Source organism: Anoxybacillus sp. B2M1, assembly GCF_001634265.1.
GTDB lineage: Bacteria > Bacillota > Bacilli > Bacillales > Anoxybacillaceae > Anoxybacteroides > Anoxybacteroides rupiense.
In genome coordinates this window covers 1778765-1798989 of record NZ_CP015435.1, presented here as the reverse complement: position 1 = coordinate 1798989, position 20225 = coordinate 1778765, and the positions used below count along the sequence as shown (strand labels likewise).

Sequence of the window (20225 nt, the reverse complement as noted above, 5' to 3'; positions counted from 1 at the left end):
CGTGAACAAATAAACAAAACAGTTGTCAAAAAAAACGATCACTGATATGATAATTACGTGAATAAAATCACAAATAACCTTATACCCCTTTGTTTGACCGTGAAAATTTTCTCCCATCCCCTTTGTTGTCTTAATGACAATAAAAAGACAAAAGACCCGGCCTGCGCTGGGTCTTTTGTCTTTTTATGTGTAAAAGGAAATTATTTGGTCGAAAGATACCTCCAAAAAGTTCCGTACTTTACGGGAACTTTTTCAATTTTTTGCTTGAGTTGCAGCTTTTTCATTTCCTTTTCGACCTCTTGTATATCAAGATCATACACAACGGCGATTTCTTTTGTGGCAACAAATCTAAAATGGTTTAAAAAGGCTTCAAGTGGGGGGGGCGGTGATGGCTCTGGACAGAATCCCAGCATTTCATGAATCAACTCCACATAAATGCTATATGGATAGCATCCAGAAATTTTAATGCCCTCTTCTTCAATATTTTCGTTAAAAAAGACGAGTGTCGGAACTTCTTGGACATCCATTTCTGATGTAATTTTTAAGTCGCATTGAAATGCTTTCGCGGCACTGTTAGAATGAAGGTCCTTCATAAATTCATTAACATCCAGCTCGACATTTTTCGCACACTCCAACAAAACATTAATATCAGCAATATTTTGTTTTTCTAAAAACAGGAGTTCTTGGAGCTTGCGCAAAAAGCGCATACCCGCCCGTTTTCCTTGTAGTTCCGCCGCTTTAATGGCAATCGAAGCGGAATAGGGAGTGTCTATAGGGTTTTCAAACCATAGGCTTCCATCACAAGACATGCCGGAGCGGCTGGCCGTGCGTTCCCACGTATGAGCAATCACTTCAAATTTTTGCTTTTTACAGATGTTCAATGTTGCCAGTCTTCCGCTTAGCACATGCTTCAAGGTAAAAAATCGTCCATATTCAATGAAAAGCTTTTTGATAATGGGCTCAAGCGCCCAGCATTCCGGACAAAGAGGATCGATAAATAAATAAATTTCCAAAGGCTTTTTCTCACCACTACAATGCTGAAAAGCGAATGGAAAGTTGGATACGATGCCAGCTACCTTTTCATTCAAAGGAATGCTCCTCTCTATCTTGTTCTGGAGTGTTAATCATATGGTGAGCAGTCAGTACAAGGCGATGATAAAACTCTTCACGCACTTGTCCGGATAAGCCGACTTCGTCCATCGCTTCTCTCATACAGGCCAGCCATGCTTTGGCCCGAGTCGGAGTGATTTCAAACGGCAAATGGCGGGCTCGAAGCATTGGATGGCCGTGTTCTTCTGTATAGAGGGGCGGACCTCCTAAATATTGGGTTAAAAATTGTTTTTGTTTTCTGGCTGTTTCCGTTAAATCAGCCGGGAAAATAGGTTGTAAGTCAGGATGTTTAGCAACACGGCTGTAAAACGCATCAACGAGCTTTGCAATCATTGGTTCCCCGCCAATCGATTCATACGGTGTTCTCGAGTGTTCCGCCATCATTGATAACTCCTTTAAAACAAATATCATGTATTGCTATTTTAACAATGAAGTCCATATATCTCAAACAAAGCGACTTAGCGGTCGCACTCTAGGATTTTTTACGAATAGTATATGTTTAGTACTTTTTGTACATACGACCTTGTTTCGCGAAATGGAGGAACTCCTCCGTATTTGTCAACGTTCCCCGGTCCTGCATTATAAGCGGCGAGGGCAAGCTCAAGATTGCCATTGTAACGGTCTAATAGCTGACGTAAATACTTTGTTCCTCCTTCTATATTTTGAACGGGATCGAATACATCAGCTACCCCAAGCATTTTCGCTGTGCTCGGCATTAACTGCATAAGCCCGGCGGCGCCAGCATGGCTTTTCGCATCAGGACGGAACCCGGATTCTTGACGAATAACCGCACGAATCAGTTTAGGCTCCACACCATATTTTTCAGCGGTTTGTTGAATGATTTCCTCTATACGGCTGTTTGAAGGAGCGGCTTGATTGGCTGGAGCAACTGCTAGCGTGCGGAGCGGCAGAGCGGTCAGAGATTTCAAGGAAGTCTCCTCTGTTTGCGTCTGCTTTGATTCTGTCTGCTCAAGCACTTGGGACAACAACGCTTGAAACGGCGTTCCCATTTCTGTGAAAGGATCAGCTGTAGTTGAAGTGTTGGTAGAAAATGAACGCAACGCTTGAAGCTCCATCCACATTTTGATTTGTTGAATGTTCATGATTGATCCTCAACTCCATATTTTTTAGCATAGAGACGTTTGATCTTGTTTGCACTTGGACGATAGGGAATACGGAAGGAGGCGAGCAATTTCTCGAAGCTGTTTTTTCCTTGTTCCCAGTCATTGACTTCGTATTCCAGCTCGTAATCCTCTGTTTGCAAATAACAGCTATGATCCAATACAAGCATTCCGCCTTCATAAGGAACTTGCGCCCGGTGGGTTGCGAGTGTTCCGAAATGCTGCAATTGTTCTGCTGCTATCCCCATGTCTTTTAAAAGGCTTTTCATTTCTCCTTCCATCATCGCCGGATTGCTTAATATGGACTGCGCTTTTTCTTTTGTAAGTGCTTCATGAGTTTCCAACAATCCTTGTTCGACTGTTTGCTTTAACGTCAGTGTATATGTATCGTTTTTGACCCGAATGCGCAATGCCGCTCCTTGTCCTTTTAAGGAAAATTCCGGCGTGTCAAAATAATGATTTTCCTGATAAACAAACTGGTCATCCCTAATGAAAAAAGAATGCTTAAGGCGATTGAACTCTTCTTGCGTTAGCAAGCTTTTAAACTCCATTTCGATTTCTTGTTTCATCTGCTTTCGTCTCCTTGTATTCTTATCCTTATTATGAAATGTTTCAAACCGAATATCAATGGTTTATTGTGCATAGGTGTATTATGGTAAAATAAAAGTTGGATTGGATTGTTGCAGTGGAAGGAGACGGTATGATGAGGAAAAAGATAATGATTCAACAAGTAGAAAAACGCAATGAACAACTATGGCTGTTGGCTGAAGAACCGCCGTTTTCGCTGGAGAATGCAGCGCCAAAACGCTATATGCTTGTGGATTCTGATCTTTTATCATTTATTTATATAATGGAAGCGGGGGATGAATTTATCTATATAGCCATTCCCCAGCCAGTCTGGCCGGAAGTAAAACAGGCATTGCACCAGCCGCTTTCTGTTTTTCTCCAATGCGGTGCTGCCAAAATGGAATTGCCTGGTTTCCAGGAAGAATTGGCTTATTTAGTTGAAAATATTGAAGGAAATGCAAACTATGGTGAAGAGATGGAGAAGGCCGTAAAAGACGTATTTCTTACATAATGCTTGGTGGTGGTTATATGGTAAAGCATTGGGACTTATTTCTCGCCCCTTATAAACAAGCAGTAGAAGAGTTAAAAGTGAAATTAAAAGGAATGCGGACACAATTTGAAATGCAAGGCGTTCCTTCACCGATTGAATTTGTGACTGGAAGAGTCAAGCCGATCGCGAGCATTCTTGATAAAGCCCAAAAGAAAAATATCCCTCTCGATAAGCTGGAAGAGGAAATGCAGGATATTGCCGGACTGAGAATGATGTGTCAATTTGTGGATGACATAAAAATCGTAGTGGAGCTGCTGCGGCAGCGTAACGATTTTGAAATCGTGGAGGAGCGTGATTATGTCACACAAAAAAAAGAAAGCGGCTACCGCTCTTACCACGTTGTTGTTCGCTATCCTGTACAAATGATCTACGGGGAAAAGAAGATTTTGGTAGAAATTCAGATTCGAACGTTGGCCATGAATTTTTGGGCAACAATTGAGCATTCTTTAAATTATAAATATAGCGGGCGTTTTCCGGAAGAGATTAAAGCACGTCTGCAACGCACAGCGGAGGCTGCTTATTTGTTGGACGAGGAAATGTCGAAAATCCGGTTTGAGATTCAGGAGGCGCAAGCAGCGTTTTCTCGAAAACAAGAAGCAAAAGGGGAAGAACGATGAAGAAAAAACAAGAGGATATGAAATTTGCCATCACCTCTAAAGGAGATGCCATATCTAATGCGCTAACACAAAAAATGAAAAGCTACTTGTTGGATTTTGGACTTGAATATGATGAAAATCAGCCCGACATTGTCATTTCCGTTGGCGGTGATGGGACGCTGCTTTATGCATTTCATCGGTACTGCCGCCGCCTTGATAAAACGGCATTTGTTGGCGTGCATACAGGCCACTTAGGCTTTTACGCAGATTGGGTGCCTGAAGAAATTGAAAAACTTGTGATTGCCATTGCGAAAACTCCTTATCAAGTGGTCGAATACCCATTGCTTGAGGTGATTATCCGTTACGTTAATGGCGGGCGGGAGGCAAGATATTTGGCGCTGAATGAATGCACGGTAAAAAGTGTCACGGGAACGCTTGTTATGGATGTAGAAATAAAAGGTGACCTTTTTGAAACGTTTCGTGGAGATGGGCTTTGCATTTCGACCCCGACTGGAAGTACGGCATATAATAAAGCGTTAGGAGGAGCCATTTTGCATCCATCGCTGGAAGCGATTCAATTGGCGGAAATGGCATCCATTAACAATCGTGTGTTCCGGACGATTGGTTCGCCGCTTGTTTTGCCAGCGCACCATACATGTATGTTGAAGCCGGTCAATCACAGCGATTTTCAAATTTCGATTGACCATCTATCGCTGCTTCATAAAGAGGTAAAATCCATTCAATGCCGTGTAGCCGATGAAAAGGTTCGCTTTGCGCGTTTTCGTCCGTTTCCTTTTTGGAAACGGGTCCGCGATTCATTTATTGCCGACTAAACATGTGAAAGAAAGGGTAAACAGCATTGACGTACTTTTCATTGCAATGGACGATTACAGAGCAAAACGACAGAACGCTTGTTCGTGATTTTTTGAAAGAACAACACATTTCGCGGACTGCATTAACCGATATTAAGTTTCATGGCGGCGCTATTGAAGTTGATGGAAACCCTGTCACTGTCCGTCATCTCCTTCGGTGCGGTGAGACATTGGTTGTGCGTTTTCCTCCAGAAGAACGAAGTGCAGATATGATAGCAGAACCTCTATCCCTTGATGTGGTGTATGAGGATGAATATTTGTTAGTGGTTAATAAGCCGCCTTACATGCCAACCATCCCATCTCGTGAACATCCAAGAGGCACGTTGGCGAACGCTTTACTGCATCATTACGACAAACAAAATCTATCTTCGACGGTGCACATTGTGACGCGGCTGGACCGTGATACTTCAGGCCTGGTGCTTGTGGCCAAGCACCGCCATGTCCACCACTTATTGTCCGAATTGCAGAAGAAAGGGTATGTAAAGCGAAAATATGAAGCTCTTTGCCATAACGTAGTGGAAGATGAGAGAGGAACGATCACTGCGCCGATTGGCCGAAAAGGAGACAGTATGATTGAGAGGGAGGTCCGTGAAGACGGACAACGGGCGATCACACATTTTCATGTTTTGCGGCGCTTCCGGCATTATACGCATGTATCATTGGAGCTTGAAACAGGACGAACCCATCAAATTCGTGTTCATCTGGCTTATTTAGGTCATCCGCTTTTAGGCGATGAATTATATGGAGGGAGCCGCGAAAAAATAAATCGCCAAGCGCTGCATAGCACGGAGCTGTCTTTTTTTCATCCGTTTCACCAGCAAATGAAGCGGTTTCGTTGTCCGCTTCCCCATGATATGAACCGGTTGATTGAAGAGGGCGCTGCTGCACAGTAGCGCCCTCTTTTAGTTGAATTCTTTAAATTTTTCTGGAATATACGGCAAAGTAGAGGGAACGGAAACCGTTTCGATTTCTGGATAGCGCAATGCTGTTAGCGCTCCTCCGAATACGCATCCTGTATCAATATTTGCTGTTCGATTGAGGATGCGCGGCTTTCTAACAGGAGTATGACCATAGACGATCCATGCGTCTCCATTATAATATTTGGCCCAATCTCGGCGAAGCGGTGTTCCGTCCGGATTCGTTTCCCCAGTGATATCTCCGTATAACACAAATGTTTTGACCTTTTGATTGTACTTGCCAATATCATCTTGACGAATGCCGGCGTGAGCGATAACCAAACGATTGTTGTCGAGGCGAGCATATAAAGGGGCATGCTCGTAAAGCCAAATAAACTTTTTCTTCATCAGGTTCTGTTCGCTTAAAGGGAGCGCGACATATTCAGCTACGGTCGTTTCTAAGCCGTGCGTGATTTGTACGTTTCGTCCGAGGAAAAAGCGGTACAGCTTATTGCAATGATTTCCGGGGACATAATGAGCCAGCCCACTTTTCACAAGTGAAAATACGGTTTCGATGGTTTGTAAAGATTGTGGTCCGCGATCGGTCAAATCGCCGACAAATCCCAGCTTTCTTCCCCTCGGGTGAATCGGCATGCCGTTTATCCACTCATATCCTAGCTTTTTTGTCAGAGCAACTAGCTCCGTGTAACAACCATGAATATCTCCGATAATATCGATTTTCATCCGTTCCCCTTCTTTCCATTTCAATCATGAGTTAAAGCCAATGGTTTCTGCATGAGCGACGGCCGGAGACAATCGGCAGATTTGTTTTGTCATGTCCCGCGCGAAAAGGGATTAAACAGCATCGCTTTCAGGCTAATGGGCGAGTTTGTAAGGCGGTTGGTTATTCGATGATCTGGCCGTCCAAAATGATCCGATTTCTAGATGCAAACCTGTTCAGTGACACCTTTTATATTGTATGACCTTTTGGCAGGGAATAAACAAAGAAGCCGCAAGCTTGCGACTTTAGCAGATTGATCCATGCTGTGTCGCTTGCCTCGCTCATCCGCCTGTGAGGGTGCGTCTTAAGCATGTTGAAAATAGGATAAGGTGAAAAAACACAAGGAATGGGTGCTTAAAATGACAGTAGACAAAGTCAAAGAGGACTTTGTCTACCCCATCAAGGTTATTCTTCGGACGAAAACATAAATTTTTTCGTGCGGGAACGCACGTTTAAGACGATGCCAATGGCCAGCATGTAAGTGGCCAGCGAGCTTCCTCCATAGCTGATAAATGGAAGCGGCAATCCTGTAATCGGCAGCAATCCGATGGTCATGCCAATATTCTGAAAGACTTGAAACGTAATCATGCCGATGACCCCTGTGCATAAATAACTGCCATATAAATCATGGCTTTCAAGAGCAATGTGAACCATCCGGTATACAAGCAGGAAAAAGAGCGAGATCACAATGCTTGCGCCAATGAACCCAAACTGCTCAGCGATAATGCCAAAAATGAAATCCGTGTGCGCTTCCGGCAAATATACATCCAAATTTCCAAACCCTTTTCCGTACATTTCTCCTGATCCGATCGCAAGAAGAGAGCGAATGAGCTGAAACCCTTGCTCATTGGAGTATTCATATGGAGCAAGCCAGCCGTAAAAGCGATCTAATTGATAATCTTTCAAAATATATTTATGGAAAAAATCAGGAAATTGAAAGAAAATAAAAATGAGAATGCCGGCAATAGAGAGGCCGCTAAAAATAATCCCCAAAATAATGCGCCAGCGAATGCCCGATACGAGCACAAGGGAGGCGACAATCGCCATAAACACCATCGACATGCCTAAGTCTGGCTGTCTAATAAGCAGAAATAAAGGCGGCGCGGTGGCGAGGAGGGTTTTCCCTAGTAGTTGAAAATCCTCCTTTACCGTTGGTTCCGGATATTTTTCGCGATGATTCATAATAATACGGCTTATGACAATAATCATAAAAATTTTCATTAATTCGGACGGCTGAAAGTTACCGGCACCAGGGATGTGGTACCAGCTTGTTGCTCCTTTGAGGGTCACCGTTCCGGGAACATTGAGCTCAAGACCGAGCAGAAGCAGCATTCCAAATCCGTACAGGTACCAAGCTAAGTGAAAGAGGCGGTCATAGTCAATAATCAGCGTAGCCGCAATGACAAAGGCTCCGATGACATACCACTGCAGCTGCTTCAATGAAAAATTTACCGATTGCAGCTTTTCAGGGAGCGACGGTTCTGCGCTCTGGATGGCAATCGCGCTGACAATCGCCATTAAAAATAGCACAAACAACAAATTATAATCTAACTTTGATTGCGATAATTTATCTTGTTCCATCGTTTTTTCAACTCCGTGTTAAAAACTTACCATATCCATATTAGCTAATTCTATTATTTTTGCAAAGGGAAGTGCGTAAATCAAGCGGAAAAAATTTGTCGATTCTTTTTTTTCGAGAAAATTATTATTTTGTCGAGCTATTTTTTTTGTTATAATGAAATTAATACTTGGTACTAATAACAAATAATAAAAATACAAGCTATGATCATTAGGAGGATGGCGAATGACGTTATCATTAAAAGGTCGCACATATGTCGTGATGGGAGTGGCGAATAAACGAAGCATTGCGTGGGGAATTGCCCGTTCGCTTCACGCAGCAGGCGCCCGGCTGATTTTTACCTATGCGGGAGAGCGTTTTGAGGCGGAAGTGCGCAAATTAGTTGAAACGCTTGAAGATGAGACCGCTTTGTTGCTTCCTTGCGATGTGACAAATGATGAGGACATTGTCAAATGCTTTGCAGACATCAAAGAAAAAGTGGGTGTCATCCACGGAGTAGCGCATTGCATTGCATTTGCCAACAAAGAAGATTTAAGCGGCGAATACATGAATGTAAGCCGTGAAGGATTTTTGTTAGCGCATAATATTAGCGCTTATTCATTAACGGCTGTCGCAAGAGAAGCAAAAGCGCTTATGACTGAAGGCGGAAGCATTGTTACGTTGACGTATCTTGGCGGCGAGCGCGTTGTACAAAACTATAATATCATGGGTGTTGCCAAAGCTTCATTAGATGCGAGTGTCAAATATTTAGCGAACGATTTAGGCCCATACGGTATTCGTGTCAACGCGATCTCTGCTGGGCCGATTCGCACATTATCAGCAAAAGGGGTCAGCGATTTCAACTCTATTTTAAAAGAAATCGAAGAGAAAGCCCCGCTTCGCCGGACAACAACACAAGAGGAAGTAGGAGATGCGGCGCTGTTCTTGTTCAGCGATTTGTCTCGCGGTGTTACCGGCGAATGCATTCATGTCGATTCCGGCTATCATATTTTGGCCCGTTAATATCATGGCTTTTTCAAAAAAACGGGATGGAGCGGCATATATAGATACGGATGCCTCCACCCTTTGTTCCTGAGTGAGGATTTCAACGGTCGGGCGGTCGAACAATACCGCTTCCAGACAAATTCATTTGTCTGAAAGTGGCTAGTTGTTCGGCGTCCTGTCCTCTTATATTATGGATCCATAGCCCCATAGCAACAAGCTTATAAATTGATGAAAAAACGACGAAAGATGGGGTATATGAGAAAGTCCATCTGCCATCGAAACGATGGATGCTGCAAGAAGGCAATCGCATAGGAAATCCAAAGCAGTCTGTGGGGGATATCCGCGGGCTGCTTCTTTTTTTGATAAACGTAACAAGGAAAGCAATGGACGACAGAAGATCTCCATGACATTCTGGGAAGCGGTGTCGTTCGTCCACCCAACCGCAGAAAAGGTTCAAACTCCAATATTCACATCACAAATGGCAGTGATAGAACCAAACAAGCAGTTTGGTCATTTTTTATTTTATGAAATCTGCTTTGTCACGCTCGGGCATTTCTTGTTTGCGAGTGTACTTTTGCCTAGAGAAAGCATACATTATGTTGTAGAACATTTTGAATAAAGGGGGAAAGCCGATGAAACAAAGCGTTCCGAACGAGCCGCTTCTCTATATTGTCCAACCAAATTTAGAACCAAAGGTTTCATATATGCAGCAGTCCTTTCAAGCCAAAAAGCCTCGATCATCTCAGCAGACAGGAATAGCAGAATGGGGGGAGGATGCGCAGAAACAAGGAAAACAGAAGCAATTTCAAGAAATGACATTGGAAGAGCAAATTCAATTTCTTGTGAAGCTACCTAACCACATGTCACGGATCAAATGCCACCTTGTTACGAGAAAAGGGGAATATAAAGGCTTTATTTTGGAGTATCGAAACGGTCATGTGAAATTTCAAACGGACCGAGGAAACAAATTTACCATTCCATTTAACCAAATTGATTCTGTAACCTTAATCGGGTTTAGCAAAGATGCATAAGATGAAAATTGCGAAGAAATCGCCTCTGTCAGCTTAACGGCTGATAGGGGCATTTTTTATAAAGAAGAGCTTGCGTTCCTTTGTTAAAGAGAGAGCGGTAACGGCTGCTCAGAGGAAAAAATGTTTCCCTTTGTTATATTTGTCTATACCTTATTCCTAAGGCGGCATACCTTATAGTAGGTTTCAGGCGGATGCCTCATCGCTGTCAAAAGAGGTGATCCTCTGTTTCTGAGTGGCCTCTCTCATTCGCTGGCTCAATAAAGTGAAAAGATCGAGAATAGGAGTTTAGGACATGAAGACAAAAAGGAAAAGAGAGAGCGTCATCCATTATACGGGTTTCTATAATAACTGCCATTTTGAAGGTCAAGCGAACAGGTTCGAGAAAAAAGCAGCCGGATGGTCTTGACGGTCATAGACTCTTCTTCAGCACAAAAATCGGTAACTACGAACCGGACAACGAACAGTTTAGCGAAATATCAGTCTGAAAGCAAGGGGTCTTGGACATTCGGCCGTTGGACAACAGCATATGCTCCATATGAAAAGAGGAGGCTTCTATCTAGTGCATGAGCATGTTCCATGGAACGCTGGGTTTTTATTCAAAGAATGGAGACACTTTTGCAACAAATGCAGGAGAATCGTTTATAAAGGCTGTCTTCATTCAGTTAATGATGTGAATCGCTTTATATGGCAAGAGGAGGGATAGTGTGGAGAAGAGTGGAATCGGGCCGTGGGTGGTCAGTGAACTAGATCATGAATTTTATGTACCTGATTATATCGAGCAAATAGCGCAAGAGGTGCTGCAAAGCTACGATTTGTCTGTACAGAGCCGTCAGGTTGTGACGACAAAGCCGGATAAAGGGGGAGCGATTTGGAAGCTAGAGACAAAATCAGGACCCAAAAGCCTAAAGTTATTGCATCGCCGACCGACTAGAAGCTTGTTTAGTTTAGGCGCCCAAGAGTATTTAGTGAATGTGAAGAAAGCAAGGGTGCCAGCCATTATCCAGACAAAGGATGGACAAAATTATGTGGAAGCGGGGGGAAAGTTATGGTTTGTGGCTGAGTGGATTGAACCACTGGCGCCCGTTTCTAAAGATTTAGAAGGAGCAAAGCAGCTATGCTACGCTCTTGGCGAGTTTCATCACTTAAGCAAAGGCTACGTTCCGCCACAGCAGGCAGAAGTCGCTTCCAGACTGCATAAGTGGCCGAAAAGCTATAAAAAAATGATTGAAAAAATGGAATGGTTTCGGACCATTGCTACGGCTTATCAAGAGATGCCGGCGAGTCCGCATTTATTAAATACTGTCGACGAGTTTAAAGAGCAGGCAAAAAGAGGATTTGACAGACTAAATCAATCTCATTATTTTGAGCTGGCGGCGAAGGGAAACGAGTATTGGGGGCTTGTCCATCAGGACTATGGCTGGTCCAATGGTCAAATGGGAGCCGAAGGAATGTGGATTATTGACTTGGACGGTGTTGCTTTTGATCTCCCAATTCGTGATTTAAGAAAGCTGATTAGCGGCACAATGGCTGACTTATATCGCTGGGATGCGCAATGGGTGAGGGAAATGATCCGATCATACCATGAAGCAAATCCAATCTCGGCTGAGCTATATGAAATTTTAATGATTGATTTGTCCATGCCGAATGAATTTTATAAAAATATAAAAGAAGTTGTATATGAGCCGGAACTATTTCTAAACGAAGAAACGACCCAGCTGATCCAAACGATTGTTGATACGGATCAATCGAAATGGCCTGTTTTAGAAGAGATTCAACATGATTGGGAAAAAGGGGGATACGAATGAAAGTTTTAATGATTTGCACGGAAAAACTTCCTGTTCCCCCAGTATTAGGCGGAGCGATCCAAACTTATATTGAGGGAATTCTTCCGTTTTTAAAAAAAGAGCATGATATTACGGTATTAGGCGTGAGCGATCCATCTCTGCCGGATGAAGAAACGCTGGACGGCATTCATTATGTGCGAGTTCCGGGAAAAGTGTTTGAGATTTATCGGGAAAGTGTTGTTCGCTACATTGAAGCACATCCATTTGATCTGATCCATATTTTTAACCGCCCGCGTCTTGTCCTTTCTGTCAGGCAGGCAGCTCCGTTAGCGAAAATTACACTAAGCATGCATAACGATATGTTTCATCCTGAAAAAATGGATCCTCAAGAAGCAGAGAACGTTATACAAGAAGTATCCAATATTGTTACGGTCAGCGATTATGTTGGAAATGTAATTAGCGACCTTTACCCACAAGCGGCTGCCAAGGTGCGCACAATTTATTCCGGGGTGGATACGAATCGGTTTTTACCAGGCCACCATCCGAAAATGCAGAAAATACGCCAGGAAATCCGCCGAGCTAACGGCTTGGAAAATAAAACGGTGATTTTATTTGCCGGAAGACTCTCTCGCAATAAAGGGGTCGATCAATTAGTGAGGGCGCTTCCAGAGCTAGCAAAAAAATTTAAAGATCTTGCCTTAGTGATCATTGGAAGCAGATGGTTTAGCCAAAATGATATAAATGATTATATTGCTTATGTACGCGCATTGGCAAAAAGACTTCCAGTGCCCGTTGTCACAACCGGCTTTGTTGCTCCAGATGAAATTCAAAATTGGTTTGCGGCTGCTGATCTCTTTGTTTGTACATCCCAATGGCAGGAGCCCTTGGCTCGAGTGCATTATGAAGCGATGGCTGCTGGCCTTCCAATTGTAACGACTGCTCGAGGAGGCAATTCCGAAGTGATCGTGCCAAGAGAAAACGGTCTTGTTGTAGAAAATCCGGAAGATCCGAACGAGTTTGTTGCTCAAATTGCGCAAATTATATCAGATCGATCGCTTATGAAGAAAATGGGGGAAAAAGGAAGAGAATTAGCGGTTTCTCGCTATGAATGGAATCGGGTGGCTTCTGAGTTGCTTGATGTTTGGACCCATGCGCAGCAAGCAGAGCACGAACAAACGCACCAAGAATATGCAGTTGAGCCGCTGCAACAACCTACAGCGGTTGAACTGGAGGAAGCAGACTTAAATCAAGAGGAAAGCAAAACTGAACAGAAGAACAAAAGGAAAGAAAAGGGAAGAAAGCGGAAAGGAACGTTACAAGCGGACCGTCCAGCAAAGCAAGAACAAAACTCAGCTGGTGAGCATGTAAGTGCAAGCGAACCGAAAAGGAAGAAAACGCTTGAAGAAAAACAACCTAATTCGCCGGCTGCTGCGAATCACAAATCTTTAGTGTTATCGTCCTCTTCTTATGAGCTTCCTGTATTTCCTCGCAGGAAAGGGAAAGGAAGCAATGACAAACCGTTTCGCGCTTTTATCATTGGCAAATGAAAAGAGAAAGGATGCTCCGATGAGGGGCATCCTTTCTTGATGATTTCATGAGGCAAGACGAATCTTTCCTATTTACACTCTGTTAAGAGGCGGGTGGCTTTTTGATGGATTAGTGAACTACTCACCACTTAGCTAAAGCTTGAAGTGGGAGCTTCTCAGTTCCACGACGAAAGCCGCCTTTCGTCTCCCTGAGCGTGACTTCGGGTCGTTCCAACCCTAGATGTCCGACAATTCGGAGTTCTTTTGTACCTTGGATATTTTACGCATGGAAGGATCAGCTTGGTTTTCGCATTTTATTTTCTCCATGCAACCTCCTATATCCAGTTATGAAAGAACGACATAGGTTTATTTTACCACAGGGTCAGACAATTGAACAGGCAAAAGCCTGTCCTTGTCCGAAGTCGATTCATCTCCCACTTTCATCAAGCTTCGCAAGATTTAGAAGTGGAAGACTTCTCGACTGAAGAATGTTAAAAGAGAAGCATTCGCTAATGAAGTCAATGGTTTGTCAACGCTTCTTCATATATCGCCGCAAAGCGCTGGGCGACATGCCGAAATTGAAACTGTCTTTCCACCTCCTCCCTGCCGATGCGCGCCATTTCTTGTGCTTTTTCCGGATGAGTGAACATATAATCAATCGCTTTTGAAAAAGCAGTGGCGTCGTGATAATGATTGATGACAAATCCGTTTTCCAGATGACGGATAATTTCCGGATTTCCGCCGCGATTGGTGGTAATAATCGGGATTCCTGCTGCCATTGCTTCATAATGGACACGCGCAAGCGGTTCATGCCATTGTGAACTGCAAACAAATACATCACCGATTAAAAACATGCGAGGAATTTGTTCAGAGGGAATATAGTTTGTAAATATAATATGGTTTTTAAGCGGAGCAGACAAGCGATGAAGCATGCTTACGTAATCATCCCACGTGTTTTCGCTAAACCATTTTCCGCCGACAATGACCAATCGTGCATCCGGATGACGCAAAAGGAGATCAGGCATACATTGAATAAGCAAGTGCGGCCCTTTTGTTTTGCTTAACCTTCCGATGAACACGATTACCTTTTGATCATCAATGCCGAATGTTTGGCGAAGCTGGCGGCGAATGCGCTCGCCTTCCTCTGTCCAGATAGGGACATATTTTTCTAAATCGACCCCTGAATAAGCAACACGAATTTTTTGCTCCGGGATATGATATCTCCTAATCACTGTTTGTTTGATATATTCGCTAACTGCGGTAATGAGTGTGCTGCTCTGCAAAGCTTGCTCCGCTTTTTCTTTACATAGTTTGAGTGGAGAAAACATATCGTTATGAAGGCTGAGAACAAATGAGCTTTGTTTGGCGGCTTCTTTATATTTGGCTATATGGGCTGGACGATTAAATACATGAATCACATCAAATGAATGTTTCGCTAGTTCGGCGGCCACATCATGCTCATATGTTTCTTTCGGAAAACGAATATACTCGATTCCATTTCTACATTCTCTTACAGGTAAAAGCGGATCGGTAATGGAAAAAATCGTAAGCTTGTTTGTTTGTGATATAAACGGAGCGATTCCGTCGATCATAAGCTGAATCGCTCCCCCTTTTATGGCAGGGGAAGGCAGCTTTTCTGTACAAATGTAAGCGATATTCATGGCAGGTCCACCTGATAGATGGAACGAATATACTCGATTTCACGTCTTAATCCTTCTTTTAGCGTTATTTTTGGGGAATAATGCAAATCTTGTTCTGCCATTGAAAGATCGGCCCAAGTATGTTTGGGTTCGCCAAGCGCTGAAGGGAAGTAATGTCTGTCGGCCTTTATTCCTGTCAATTCTTCAAGCAAATCAATGACTTCATTAATGGATGCTTTTTCTTTTCCCCCGATATTAAATGTTTTGCCAATGATATGGCGTTTGCCCAAGACTGAAATGGTTCCTGCTATACAATCAGAAATGTAAGTAAAATCACGCGATTGCATTCCATCGCCGAAAATCGTGATCGGTTGCTTCGTTAACAATTGTTTAATAAAGCGATGAAATGACATATCAGGACGCTGCCTCGGACCATAAACAGTAAAGTAGCGTAAAACAACGGTCGGAATTCCGAATGAGGTATGATATACGCGACATAAATGCTCTCCTGTTAATTTTGTAATACCATAGGGAGAAAGAGGGGCCGTCTCTGCTGTTTCTGAGAGCTTTCCGGTTTTTTCTCCATATACCGAGGAGGTGGAAGCATAAATAAATTGCTTGATAGGCGAATTTTTACATGCTTCCAGCAGCCGTTGAGTCGAAGAAATATTATGAAGAATGTATGCTTCAAACTCCTTTCCCCAGCTTGTGCGAACACCTGGCATCCCTGCTAAATGATAAATGATGTCTACATCTTTTAAGAGAGCCTCTAAATCAATCATGAAAAGGTCTTGGGCAAGCATCGTAAACCTTGGATGCGAACAAAGCGAGTCCATGTTAAAGGATTTTAGATGGATGGGAGTAGGGCCGATAAAGCCATCAATGCCTATGACAATGTTTTGCTCGTCTTCTAATAATTTTTCGCATAAATGAGAGCCGATAAAGCCTGCCGCTCCCGTGACCACGATTTTCATCCACAACCAACTCCTATATATTGTAGTCCCCATTGTTCAATGTCTTGACGTCTGAGGCAATTTCTTGCGTCAAGCACAATGGGGCCGTTCATTTGCGCTTTTATTTCTCGCCAATTTAATTGCTGAAACTCTTGCCAATCAGTGGCGATGATTAAGATATCTGCGCCTTCAACTGCTTCTTGGAGGGTATCGGTTTGCGTTACGTTTGGCTGATGGCTGCTATCTAGCTTCGCTTTCGGATCATAGGCACGGACGATGCAGCCGGCTTCGCTAAGCTTTCGAATAAGGTGTTCTGCAGGAGAGTGGCGAGTATCGTCGGTATTGGGCTTAAAAGCGATTCCTAGAACCGCAATGGTTTGATCAGATAAATGGTTGACTGCTTGTTGCAGCTTTTGAATGTAAAGATCCACTTGAGAATCATTAATTAGCTGAACCGCTTGTAAAAGATGAGGGGTAATCTTTTGGGAATGAGCAACTTGCTCGAGTGATTTTACATCTTTCGGAAAACATGATCCGCCGTACCCAAGTCCTGCTTGCAAAAAATGGGGGCCAATCCGCGGATCATATCCAATGCCTTTGGCGACATCGTGTATATTCGCGCCGACGGCGTCACAGATGCGTGCCATTTCATTTATGAAAGAAATTTTTGTCGCCAAAAAGGCATTAGAAGCGTATTTAATCATTTCTGCCCCTGTGAGGCTTGTAATCACATATGGACAAGAGATCCCGGCATATAAGCTTTTCATAATCGGGAGCGATCGCTGGTCATCCGGACGGAGTCCAATGACAATTTTGTCCGCGTGCAGCATATCGAAGATGGCTGAGCCTTCCCTTAAAAATTCAGGATTTGCAGCAATAGAAAATAAATGGTTCGGCACTCCTTTCTCCAATAATTGGATATAGAGCTGTTCGGTTGTTCCAGGAGGCACCGTGCTTTTAATAATAATCGTTTTATAGGAGTCGATATGGAGCGCTAAATGGTCAATGGCTGATTGGATGTAGGTTAAATCCGTCCGTCCGTCTGTTAAAGAAGGAGTACCGACACAAATGATAACTATAGAAGCGTGTTTGATGCCTAGATCAAGGCCGTTTGTAAAAGTGAGACGACCGCGATTTTTCTCTATTATTTCTTTTAGATTGGGTTCATAAATCGGAATATATCCGCGGTTTAGCTGCTCGATTTTGTCATGGTTTTGATCGACACAGCATACTTGGTGGCCGAGTTCAGCTAAAACCGCCGCTGTTGTTAATCCGACGTATCCAGTTCCGACAATGCATACATTCATTAGAAACACCCCTTTTTTAACAAATGAATCTGTTTGGAGCCACAATCGAGAAATTGATGTTTGGTTAGTGGGATGAGGGCAAGTCATCGACTTGTTATTTCGTCATGCACATATGTGATGGAGGCGAATTGTATTCTTATTGCTGATGGTCAAAAACATCAATCACTTTCTTTTTCGATAGTTGCTGCATCTTTGCGTTAGTATGAGGCCGTTTTTTAATAACGTTTGATCAAGCATATATAAAACCGTCATCGCTTGTGCTTGAGCGTTTCCTTGATGACGAGGCCTTGCTTTTGCTGAGTGAATATGTGCCAATGAAAGCGTAAGCTAGTTGTGACGGGTGATGATTGAATTAGAAAATCACGGATCCAAGTGCGAATGGGCAGGATGAGCACTATTTGTGATAGTGTATGTGAGGACATTCTTTATCGGAAATATGGCAAAAGCCTATTTTATAAGAAAAATTGCCATTATAACAGCAAATAAAAAACCAGGTTTACCACCTGGCTGCATACAATTATTCGTCTTCTTTGTCCGCGAAATGACTCTTATTTTCCGAAACAGGAAAATCAAGAGAAAGGATGTCGCTGCTTTTAACACATATAATCTGGCCGCCGTCCTTATAAAATGGATCGATTAATAAGGAAACTTCTTCCGTCTGTTCGTTAAATGACTGGAAGAGGGCGTTATAATAGGTTTGGCCAGCAGTATGAACGTTAAGCTCTGTTCCTGGTGGCAAGCCGACTAATTGCTGCTTTGCTTCATTGGCGACTGGTGAGACTGCGTGGCTTTTCTTTGTTTTTTTCTTTAATAGCTGCGGATGAATGAATACCCGATACATGCTCTGTCACTCCCTTGTAGACGATAGTAAAAATAGCTAGTGACATTATATGACTGAAAGGGAAAAACGGTTTAGACCAACGCCTAATGCGGCTTGCTCTGATATTCGAGATGAAAAGAGAACTTAAATAAAAAGCCCCTCTGTTGATGGAAAACAGAGGGGATCATAGGTTAATAATAATATGATTTAATGACGCCAGCCCGCGCGGTATTTCATTGCAGTAAACGAAGCCGTTTACGACAACGGAGCGGATATCTTCTATTTGGTTAATTCTCATTTCGAAGTGGGAAAAGCGCAGTTCTTCATTTGGCATCAGCTTTTTCATATGGGTCGGCTTCAGCCAGTATTCTCCCTCTTTGATTTTCTCTTTCCAATCCTCGTAGGCAAATGTCCATTCCAACATGGTTTCATTCGCTGCGTCAGAAGCATGAGAGTCAGCCGGAAGAGGCTTCGTTGCGATTTTACCGCTAAGTTCACCTGCTCTTTTTGGGGAAGAGCGGATGCAAACAATCAAATTACTTAGTGGTTCATTTCCAATATTTTGAATAACAAAATCGCCAATGACAATGATTTCTTCTTCGCTTGTTTCAGGAAGAAGGAGCGAGTAGGCAAAAAAGGCTTGGGCTTTCGTCACCGCAGGAACCGTTTTTTCTTCATGTTCGGTATACTTCAATTGCTTTAGATGCTGAATTTGCCGTTCAGCCTCTTCAAGGGCTACCTCGTACGATAACATTTGCTGTTCGAGCTGAGCGATCTTTTTTTCGTAAGGCTCAATATGCGTCGTTTCAGTCAAATGAAGCTTGTCGAGCAAATATTCATTGCGGAGTCTTTCTTTTTGCAGCTCTGTTTCGAGCGCTTTTAACTGAGTTTCATATTTAGCAATTTCTGAACGGTAATGGATAATTTTTTGCTGCAATTGAATTTGGTGGTTCGGGGGGTTTTGTCCCATGATCTCCACCCTCCTTAACAGGCTGAATACGTCAAACGAGTCCTTGGTTCGACAGGCATTTCGAATCCGTCATAATGGATTCATTTGTACTCTTGATATATATATATGAAAAAAGAAAATGAATACGACTGTATAAGTTGTAATAGAATGCCACAAGGATGTTTCCAAGGCTGGCTTGCTTAAAGTCTTATAAAAATCAAAAGGGGAAGCTTCACCTTATATGATCGTGGATCCAAACATTCTCCCTGTTTTTCTTGCTGTGAATCTGCAAATAAAAAAGGCTGTTGTATGGAGCAACAGCCTAACTCGCAAAGAGATTTAATGACTTGGGAATACTTCAGGACATTGAGGCGGGAAGTTATCAGTAGGGCAAAGTGTTGCTTCCAAAATTTCTTCACGTGGTCTGCAAAAACGACCTTCTACCTCAATTTTCACATCCGCTTCAATTTGCACTTCTAAGCACAATGTGATGGAAACATCTAATTGTGAAAAGTTGTTTGTGCAGATCAAGCTGGCATCGCATTCGAAGAAGGAAATATGGCAGTCAAGCGATGTTCCTTCAGGAGCGCATAAAATAAAGGTTTGGGCAGTAGCAAACGGAATAGGGGCTGACTCGCCGACAATATGTCCGTTCGCATTTAAAATTTGTACAACAACGTGCCCTTTCACAAGCACTTTCACTTTTTGCAATGTGACTTGATCCCCAGATGGCAGAGTAACATTGACAGGCTGCCGGCCATTGGATTGGATGATTTCTTGGCAGATAAGCGCATCGTTATCCACTACAGGATCGATTCGATTTCCATCCTCGTCGGATAAGAAGCAGCGGATCATGAAATCTTGAGCGTTCAAATCATTGGAAGCCAAGAAATCACAAATGTTTTTATGATGTCGCGGGCAGCGATCTTCTGGAAAGACGGCTTCTAATTCATCATCGTTAAAGCTTCTTAGCGGCACATCGACCTGGCGAGTAACCCAGTCATACACTTTGCGAGTTTTAATACATACTTTTTCTTTATGATGAGAGTGACTCATAACTCTTTCCTCCTATTTAAAGTTTTCTCCGCTGTAATGAATGAAATAAATCGTAGCGGAGGTTACGACTACTGTATACTATGAAAAAGCTGGGTAAATGTGC

20 protein-coding genes are annotated in these 20225 nt (G+C 43.0%); 8 read left to right on the top strand and 12 right to left on the bottom strand.

All coding sequences use genetic code 11. From position 1 onward, the window contains the following. Positions 1-200: 200 nt before the first annotated feature. From GFC28_RS08690 to GFC28_RS08675, 4 genes are all read right to left on the bottom strand, one after another. The gene (locus GFC28_RS08690) at positions 201-1088 is read right to left on the bottom strand and encodes a ClpXP adapter SpxH family protein (RefSeq protein WP_044745744.1); all 888 of its coding nucleotides are present in this window, start codon (positions 1086-1088) and stop codon (positions 201-203) included. Beyond that, on the bottom strand, positions 1081-1491 hold the full coding sequence (locus GFC28_RS08685) for a globin domain-containing protein (protein WP_044745745.1): 411 nt from the start codon (positions 1489-1491) through the stop codon (positions 1081-1083). The genes GFC28_RS08690 and GFC28_RS08685 overlap by 8 nt, the downstream gene beginning before the upstream one ends. Positions 1492-1592: 101 nt before the next feature. Beyond that, positions 1593-2213, bottom strand: coding sequence for a lytic transglycosylase domain-containing protein (locus tag GFC28_RS08680; RefSeq protein WP_044745746.1), 621 nt, complete (start codon positions 2211-2213; stop codon positions 1593-1595). Continuing rightward, on the bottom strand, positions 2210-2800 hold the full coding sequence (locus tag GFC28_RS08675) for a CYTH domain-containing protein (RefSeq protein ID WP_044745747.1): 591 nt from the start codon (positions 2798-2800) through the stop codon (positions 2210-2212). Before GFC28_RS08675 ends, GFC28_RS08680 begins: the two co-directional genes overlap by 4 nt. A 134-nt stretch (positions 2801-2934) precedes the next feature. On the opposite strand from GFC28_RS08675, the gene GFC28_RS08670 reads away from it, so the two are divergent. From GFC28_RS08670 to GFC28_RS08655, 4 genes are read left to right on the top strand one after another with little or no spacing between them, the layout of a single operon-like run. Beyond that, a complete protein-coding gene (locus GFC28_RS08670; RefSeq protein WP_044745748.1) occupies positions 2935-3309 on the top strand; it encodes a UPF0738 family protein in 375 nt (124 codons plus the stop codon). A gap of 17 nt (positions 3310-3326) precedes the next feature. Then, the gene (locus tag GFC28_RS08665) at positions 3327-3965 is read left to right on the top strand and encodes a GTP diphosphokinase (protein ID WP_044745749.1); all 639 of its coding nucleotides are present in this window, start codon (positions 3327-3329) and stop codon (positions 3963-3965) included. Between the two features lie 17 nt (positions 3966-3982). After that, positions 3983-4777 carry an NAD kinase gene (locus GFC28_RS08660; RefSeq protein WP_156487572.1) on the top strand — a complete coding sequence of 265 codons (795 nt, stop codon included), beginning with the start codon at positions 3983-3985 and terminating at the stop codon, positions 4775-4777. A gap of 26 nt (positions 4778-4803) precedes the next feature. Further along, positions 4804-5709 (top strand): RluA family pseudouridine synthase, encoded by a 906-nt coding sequence (locus GFC28_RS08655; RefSeq protein WP_044745751.1) that lies wholly within the window; start codon positions 4804-4806, stop codon positions 5707-5709. A 9-nt stretch (positions 5710-5718) separates the two neighbouring features. Here GFC28_RS08655 and prpE read toward each other — a convergent pair whose 3' ends face one another. Then, positions 5719-6456, bottom strand: a complete 738-nt coding sequence (gene prpE, locus GFC28_RS08650; protein WP_044745752.1) for a bis(5'-nucleosyl)-tetraphosphatase PrpE — start codon at positions 6454-6456, stop codon at positions 5719-5721. A 442-nt stretch (positions 6457-6898) separates the two neighbouring features. Then, positions 6899-8074 (bottom strand): FtsW/RodA/SpoVE family cell cycle protein, encoded by a 1176-nt coding sequence (locus GFC28_RS08645; protein WP_044745753.1) that lies wholly within the window; start codon positions 8072-8074, stop codon positions 6899-6901. Between the two features lie 223 nt (positions 8075-8297). On the opposite strand from GFC28_RS08645, the gene fabI reads away from it, so the two are divergent. The 4 genes from fabI to GFC28_RS08620 all read left to right on the top strand — a co-directional run bounded on the left by fabI (position 8298) and on the right by GFC28_RS08620 (position 13418). Further along, on the top strand, positions 8298-9074 hold the full coding sequence (fabI, locus tag GFC28_RS08640; RefSeq protein WP_044745754.1) for an enoyl-ACP reductase FabI: 777 nt from the start codon (positions 8298-8300) through the stop codon (positions 9072-9074). Between the two features lie 614 nt (positions 9075-9688). After that, positions 9689-10087 carry a CotO family spore coat protein gene (locus tag GFC28_RS08630; RefSeq protein ID WP_044745756.1) on the top strand — a complete coding sequence of 133 codons (399 nt, stop codon included), beginning with the start codon at positions 9689-9691 and terminating at the stop codon, positions 10085-10087. A 704-nt stretch (positions 10088-10791) separates the two neighbouring features. After that, positions 10792-11892, top strand: a complete 1101-nt coding sequence (locus GFC28_RS08625; protein ID WP_044745757.1) for a CotS family spore coat protein — start codon at positions 10792-10794, stop codon at positions 11890-11892. Then, complete coding sequence (locus tag GFC28_RS08620; protein ID WP_082063792.1) at positions 11889-13418, top strand: glycosyltransferase family 4 protein; 1530 nt, start codon at positions 11889-11891, stop codon at positions 13416-13418. Before GFC28_RS08625 ends, GFC28_RS08620 begins: the two co-directional genes overlap by 4 nt. A 497-nt stretch (positions 13419-13915) precedes the next feature. On the opposite strand, the gene GFC28_RS08615 is transcribed toward GFC28_RS08620, so the two are convergent. The 6 genes from GFC28_RS08615 to GFC28_RS08590 form a co-directional block, all read right to left on the bottom strand. Continuing rightward, positions 13916-15058 carry a glycosyltransferase family 4 protein gene (locus GFC28_RS08615; RefSeq protein ID WP_044744165.1) on the bottom strand — a complete coding sequence of 381 codons (1143 nt, stop codon included), beginning with the start codon at positions 15056-15058 and terminating at the stop codon, positions 13916-13918. Next, positions 15055-16011 (bottom strand): NAD-dependent epimerase/dehydratase family protein, encoded by a 957-nt coding sequence (locus GFC28_RS08610; RefSeq protein ID WP_044744166.1) that lies wholly within the window; start codon positions 16009-16011, stop codon positions 15055-15057. The genes GFC28_RS08615 and GFC28_RS08610 overlap by 4 nt, the downstream gene beginning before the upstream one ends. Further along, entirely contained in the window at positions 16008-17297 is a 1290-nt protein-coding gene (locus tag GFC28_RS08605) for a UDP-glucose dehydrogenase family protein (RefSeq protein WP_044744167.1), read from the bottom strand. Before GFC28_RS08605 ends, GFC28_RS08610 begins: the two co-directional genes overlap by 4 nt. Positions 17298-17814: 517 nt before the next feature. Further along, complete coding sequence (locus GFC28_RS08600) at positions 17815-18138, bottom strand: hypothetical protein (RefSeq protein ID WP_052660982.1); 324 nt, start codon at positions 18136-18138, stop codon at positions 17815-17817. 163 nt (positions 18139-18301) lie between these two features. Further along, entirely contained in the window at positions 18302-19087 is a 786-nt protein-coding gene (locus GFC28_RS08595) for a hypothetical protein (RefSeq protein ID WP_044744168.1), read from the bottom strand. A 318-nt stretch (positions 19088-19405) separates the two neighbouring features. After that, positions 19406-20122, bottom strand: a complete 717-nt coding sequence (locus tag GFC28_RS08590) for a BMQ_0737 family morphogenetic spore coat protein (RefSeq protein ID WP_044744169.1) — start codon at positions 20120-20122, stop codon at positions 19406-19408. Positions 20123-20225: the final 103 nt, after the last annotated feature.

Excerpts from the sequence above, each read along its gene's own strand:
- GFC28_RS08685 (WP_044745745.1), bottom strand. The coding sequence starts at position 1,491 with ATGGCGGAACACTCGAGAACACCGTATGAATCGATTGGCGGGGAACCA.
- GFC28_RS08680 (WP_044745746.1), bottom strand. The coding sequence starts at position 2,213 with ATGAACATTCAACAAATCAAAATGTGGATGGAGCTTCAAGCGTTGCGT.
- GFC28_RS08675 (WP_044745747.1), bottom strand. The coding sequence starts at position 2,800 with ATGAAACAAGAAATCGAAATGGAGTTTAAAAGCTTGCTAACGCAAGAA.
- GFC28_RS08670 (WP_044745748.1), top strand. The coding sequence starts at position 2,935 with ATGAGGAAAAAGATAATGATTCAACAAGTAGAAAAACGCAATGAACAA.
- GFC28_RS08665 (WP_044745749.1), top strand. The coding sequence starts at position 3,327 with ATGGTAAAGCATTGGGACTTATTTCTCGCCCCTTATAAACAAGCAGTA.
- GFC28_RS08660 (WP_156487572.1), top strand. The coding sequence starts at position 3,983 with ATGAAATTTGCCATCACCTCTAAAGGAGATGCCATATCTAATGCGCTA.
- prpE (WP_044745752.1), bottom strand. The coding sequence starts at position 6,456 with ATGAAAATCGATATTATCGGAGATATTCATGGTTGTTACACGGAGCTA.
- GFC28_RS08645 (WP_044745753.1), bottom strand. The coding sequence starts at position 8,074 with ATGGAACAAGATAAATTATCGCAATCAAAGTTAGATTATAATTTGTTG.
- fabI (WP_044745754.1), top strand. The coding sequence starts at position 8,298 with ATGACGTTATCATTAAAAGGTCGCACATATGTCGTGATGGGAGTGGCG.
- GFC28_RS08630 (WP_044745756.1), top strand. The coding sequence starts at position 9,689 with ATGAAACAAAGCGTTCCGAACGAGCCGCTTCTCTATATTGTCCAACCA.
- GFC28_RS08620 (WP_082063792.1), top strand. The coding sequence starts at position 11,889 with ATGAAAGTTTTAATGATTTGCACGGAAAAACTTCCTGTTCCCCCAGTA.
- GFC28_RS08615 (WP_044744165.1), bottom strand. The coding sequence starts at position 15,058 with ATGAATATCGCTTACATTTGTACAGAAAAGCTGCCTTCCCCTGCCATA.
- GFC28_RS08610 (WP_044744166.1), bottom strand. The coding sequence starts at position 16,011 with ATGAAAATCGTGGTCACGGGAGCGGCAGGCTTTATCGGCTCTCATTTA.
- GFC28_RS08605 (WP_044744167.1), bottom strand. The coding sequence starts at position 17,297 with ATGAATGTATGCATTGTCGGAACTGGATACGTCGGATTAACAACAGCG.
- GFC28_RS08600 (WP_052660982.1), bottom strand. The coding sequence starts at position 18,138 with ATGTATCGGGTATTCATTCATCCGCAGCTATTAAAGAAAAAAACAAAG.
- GFC28_RS08595 (WP_044744168.1), bottom strand. The coding sequence starts at position 19,087 with ATGGGACAAAACCCCCCGAACCACCAAATTCAATTGCAGCAAAAAATT.
- GFC28_RS08590 (WP_044744169.1), bottom strand. The coding sequence starts at position 20,122 with ATGAGTCACTCTCATCATAAAGAAAAAGTATGTATTAAAACTCGCAAA.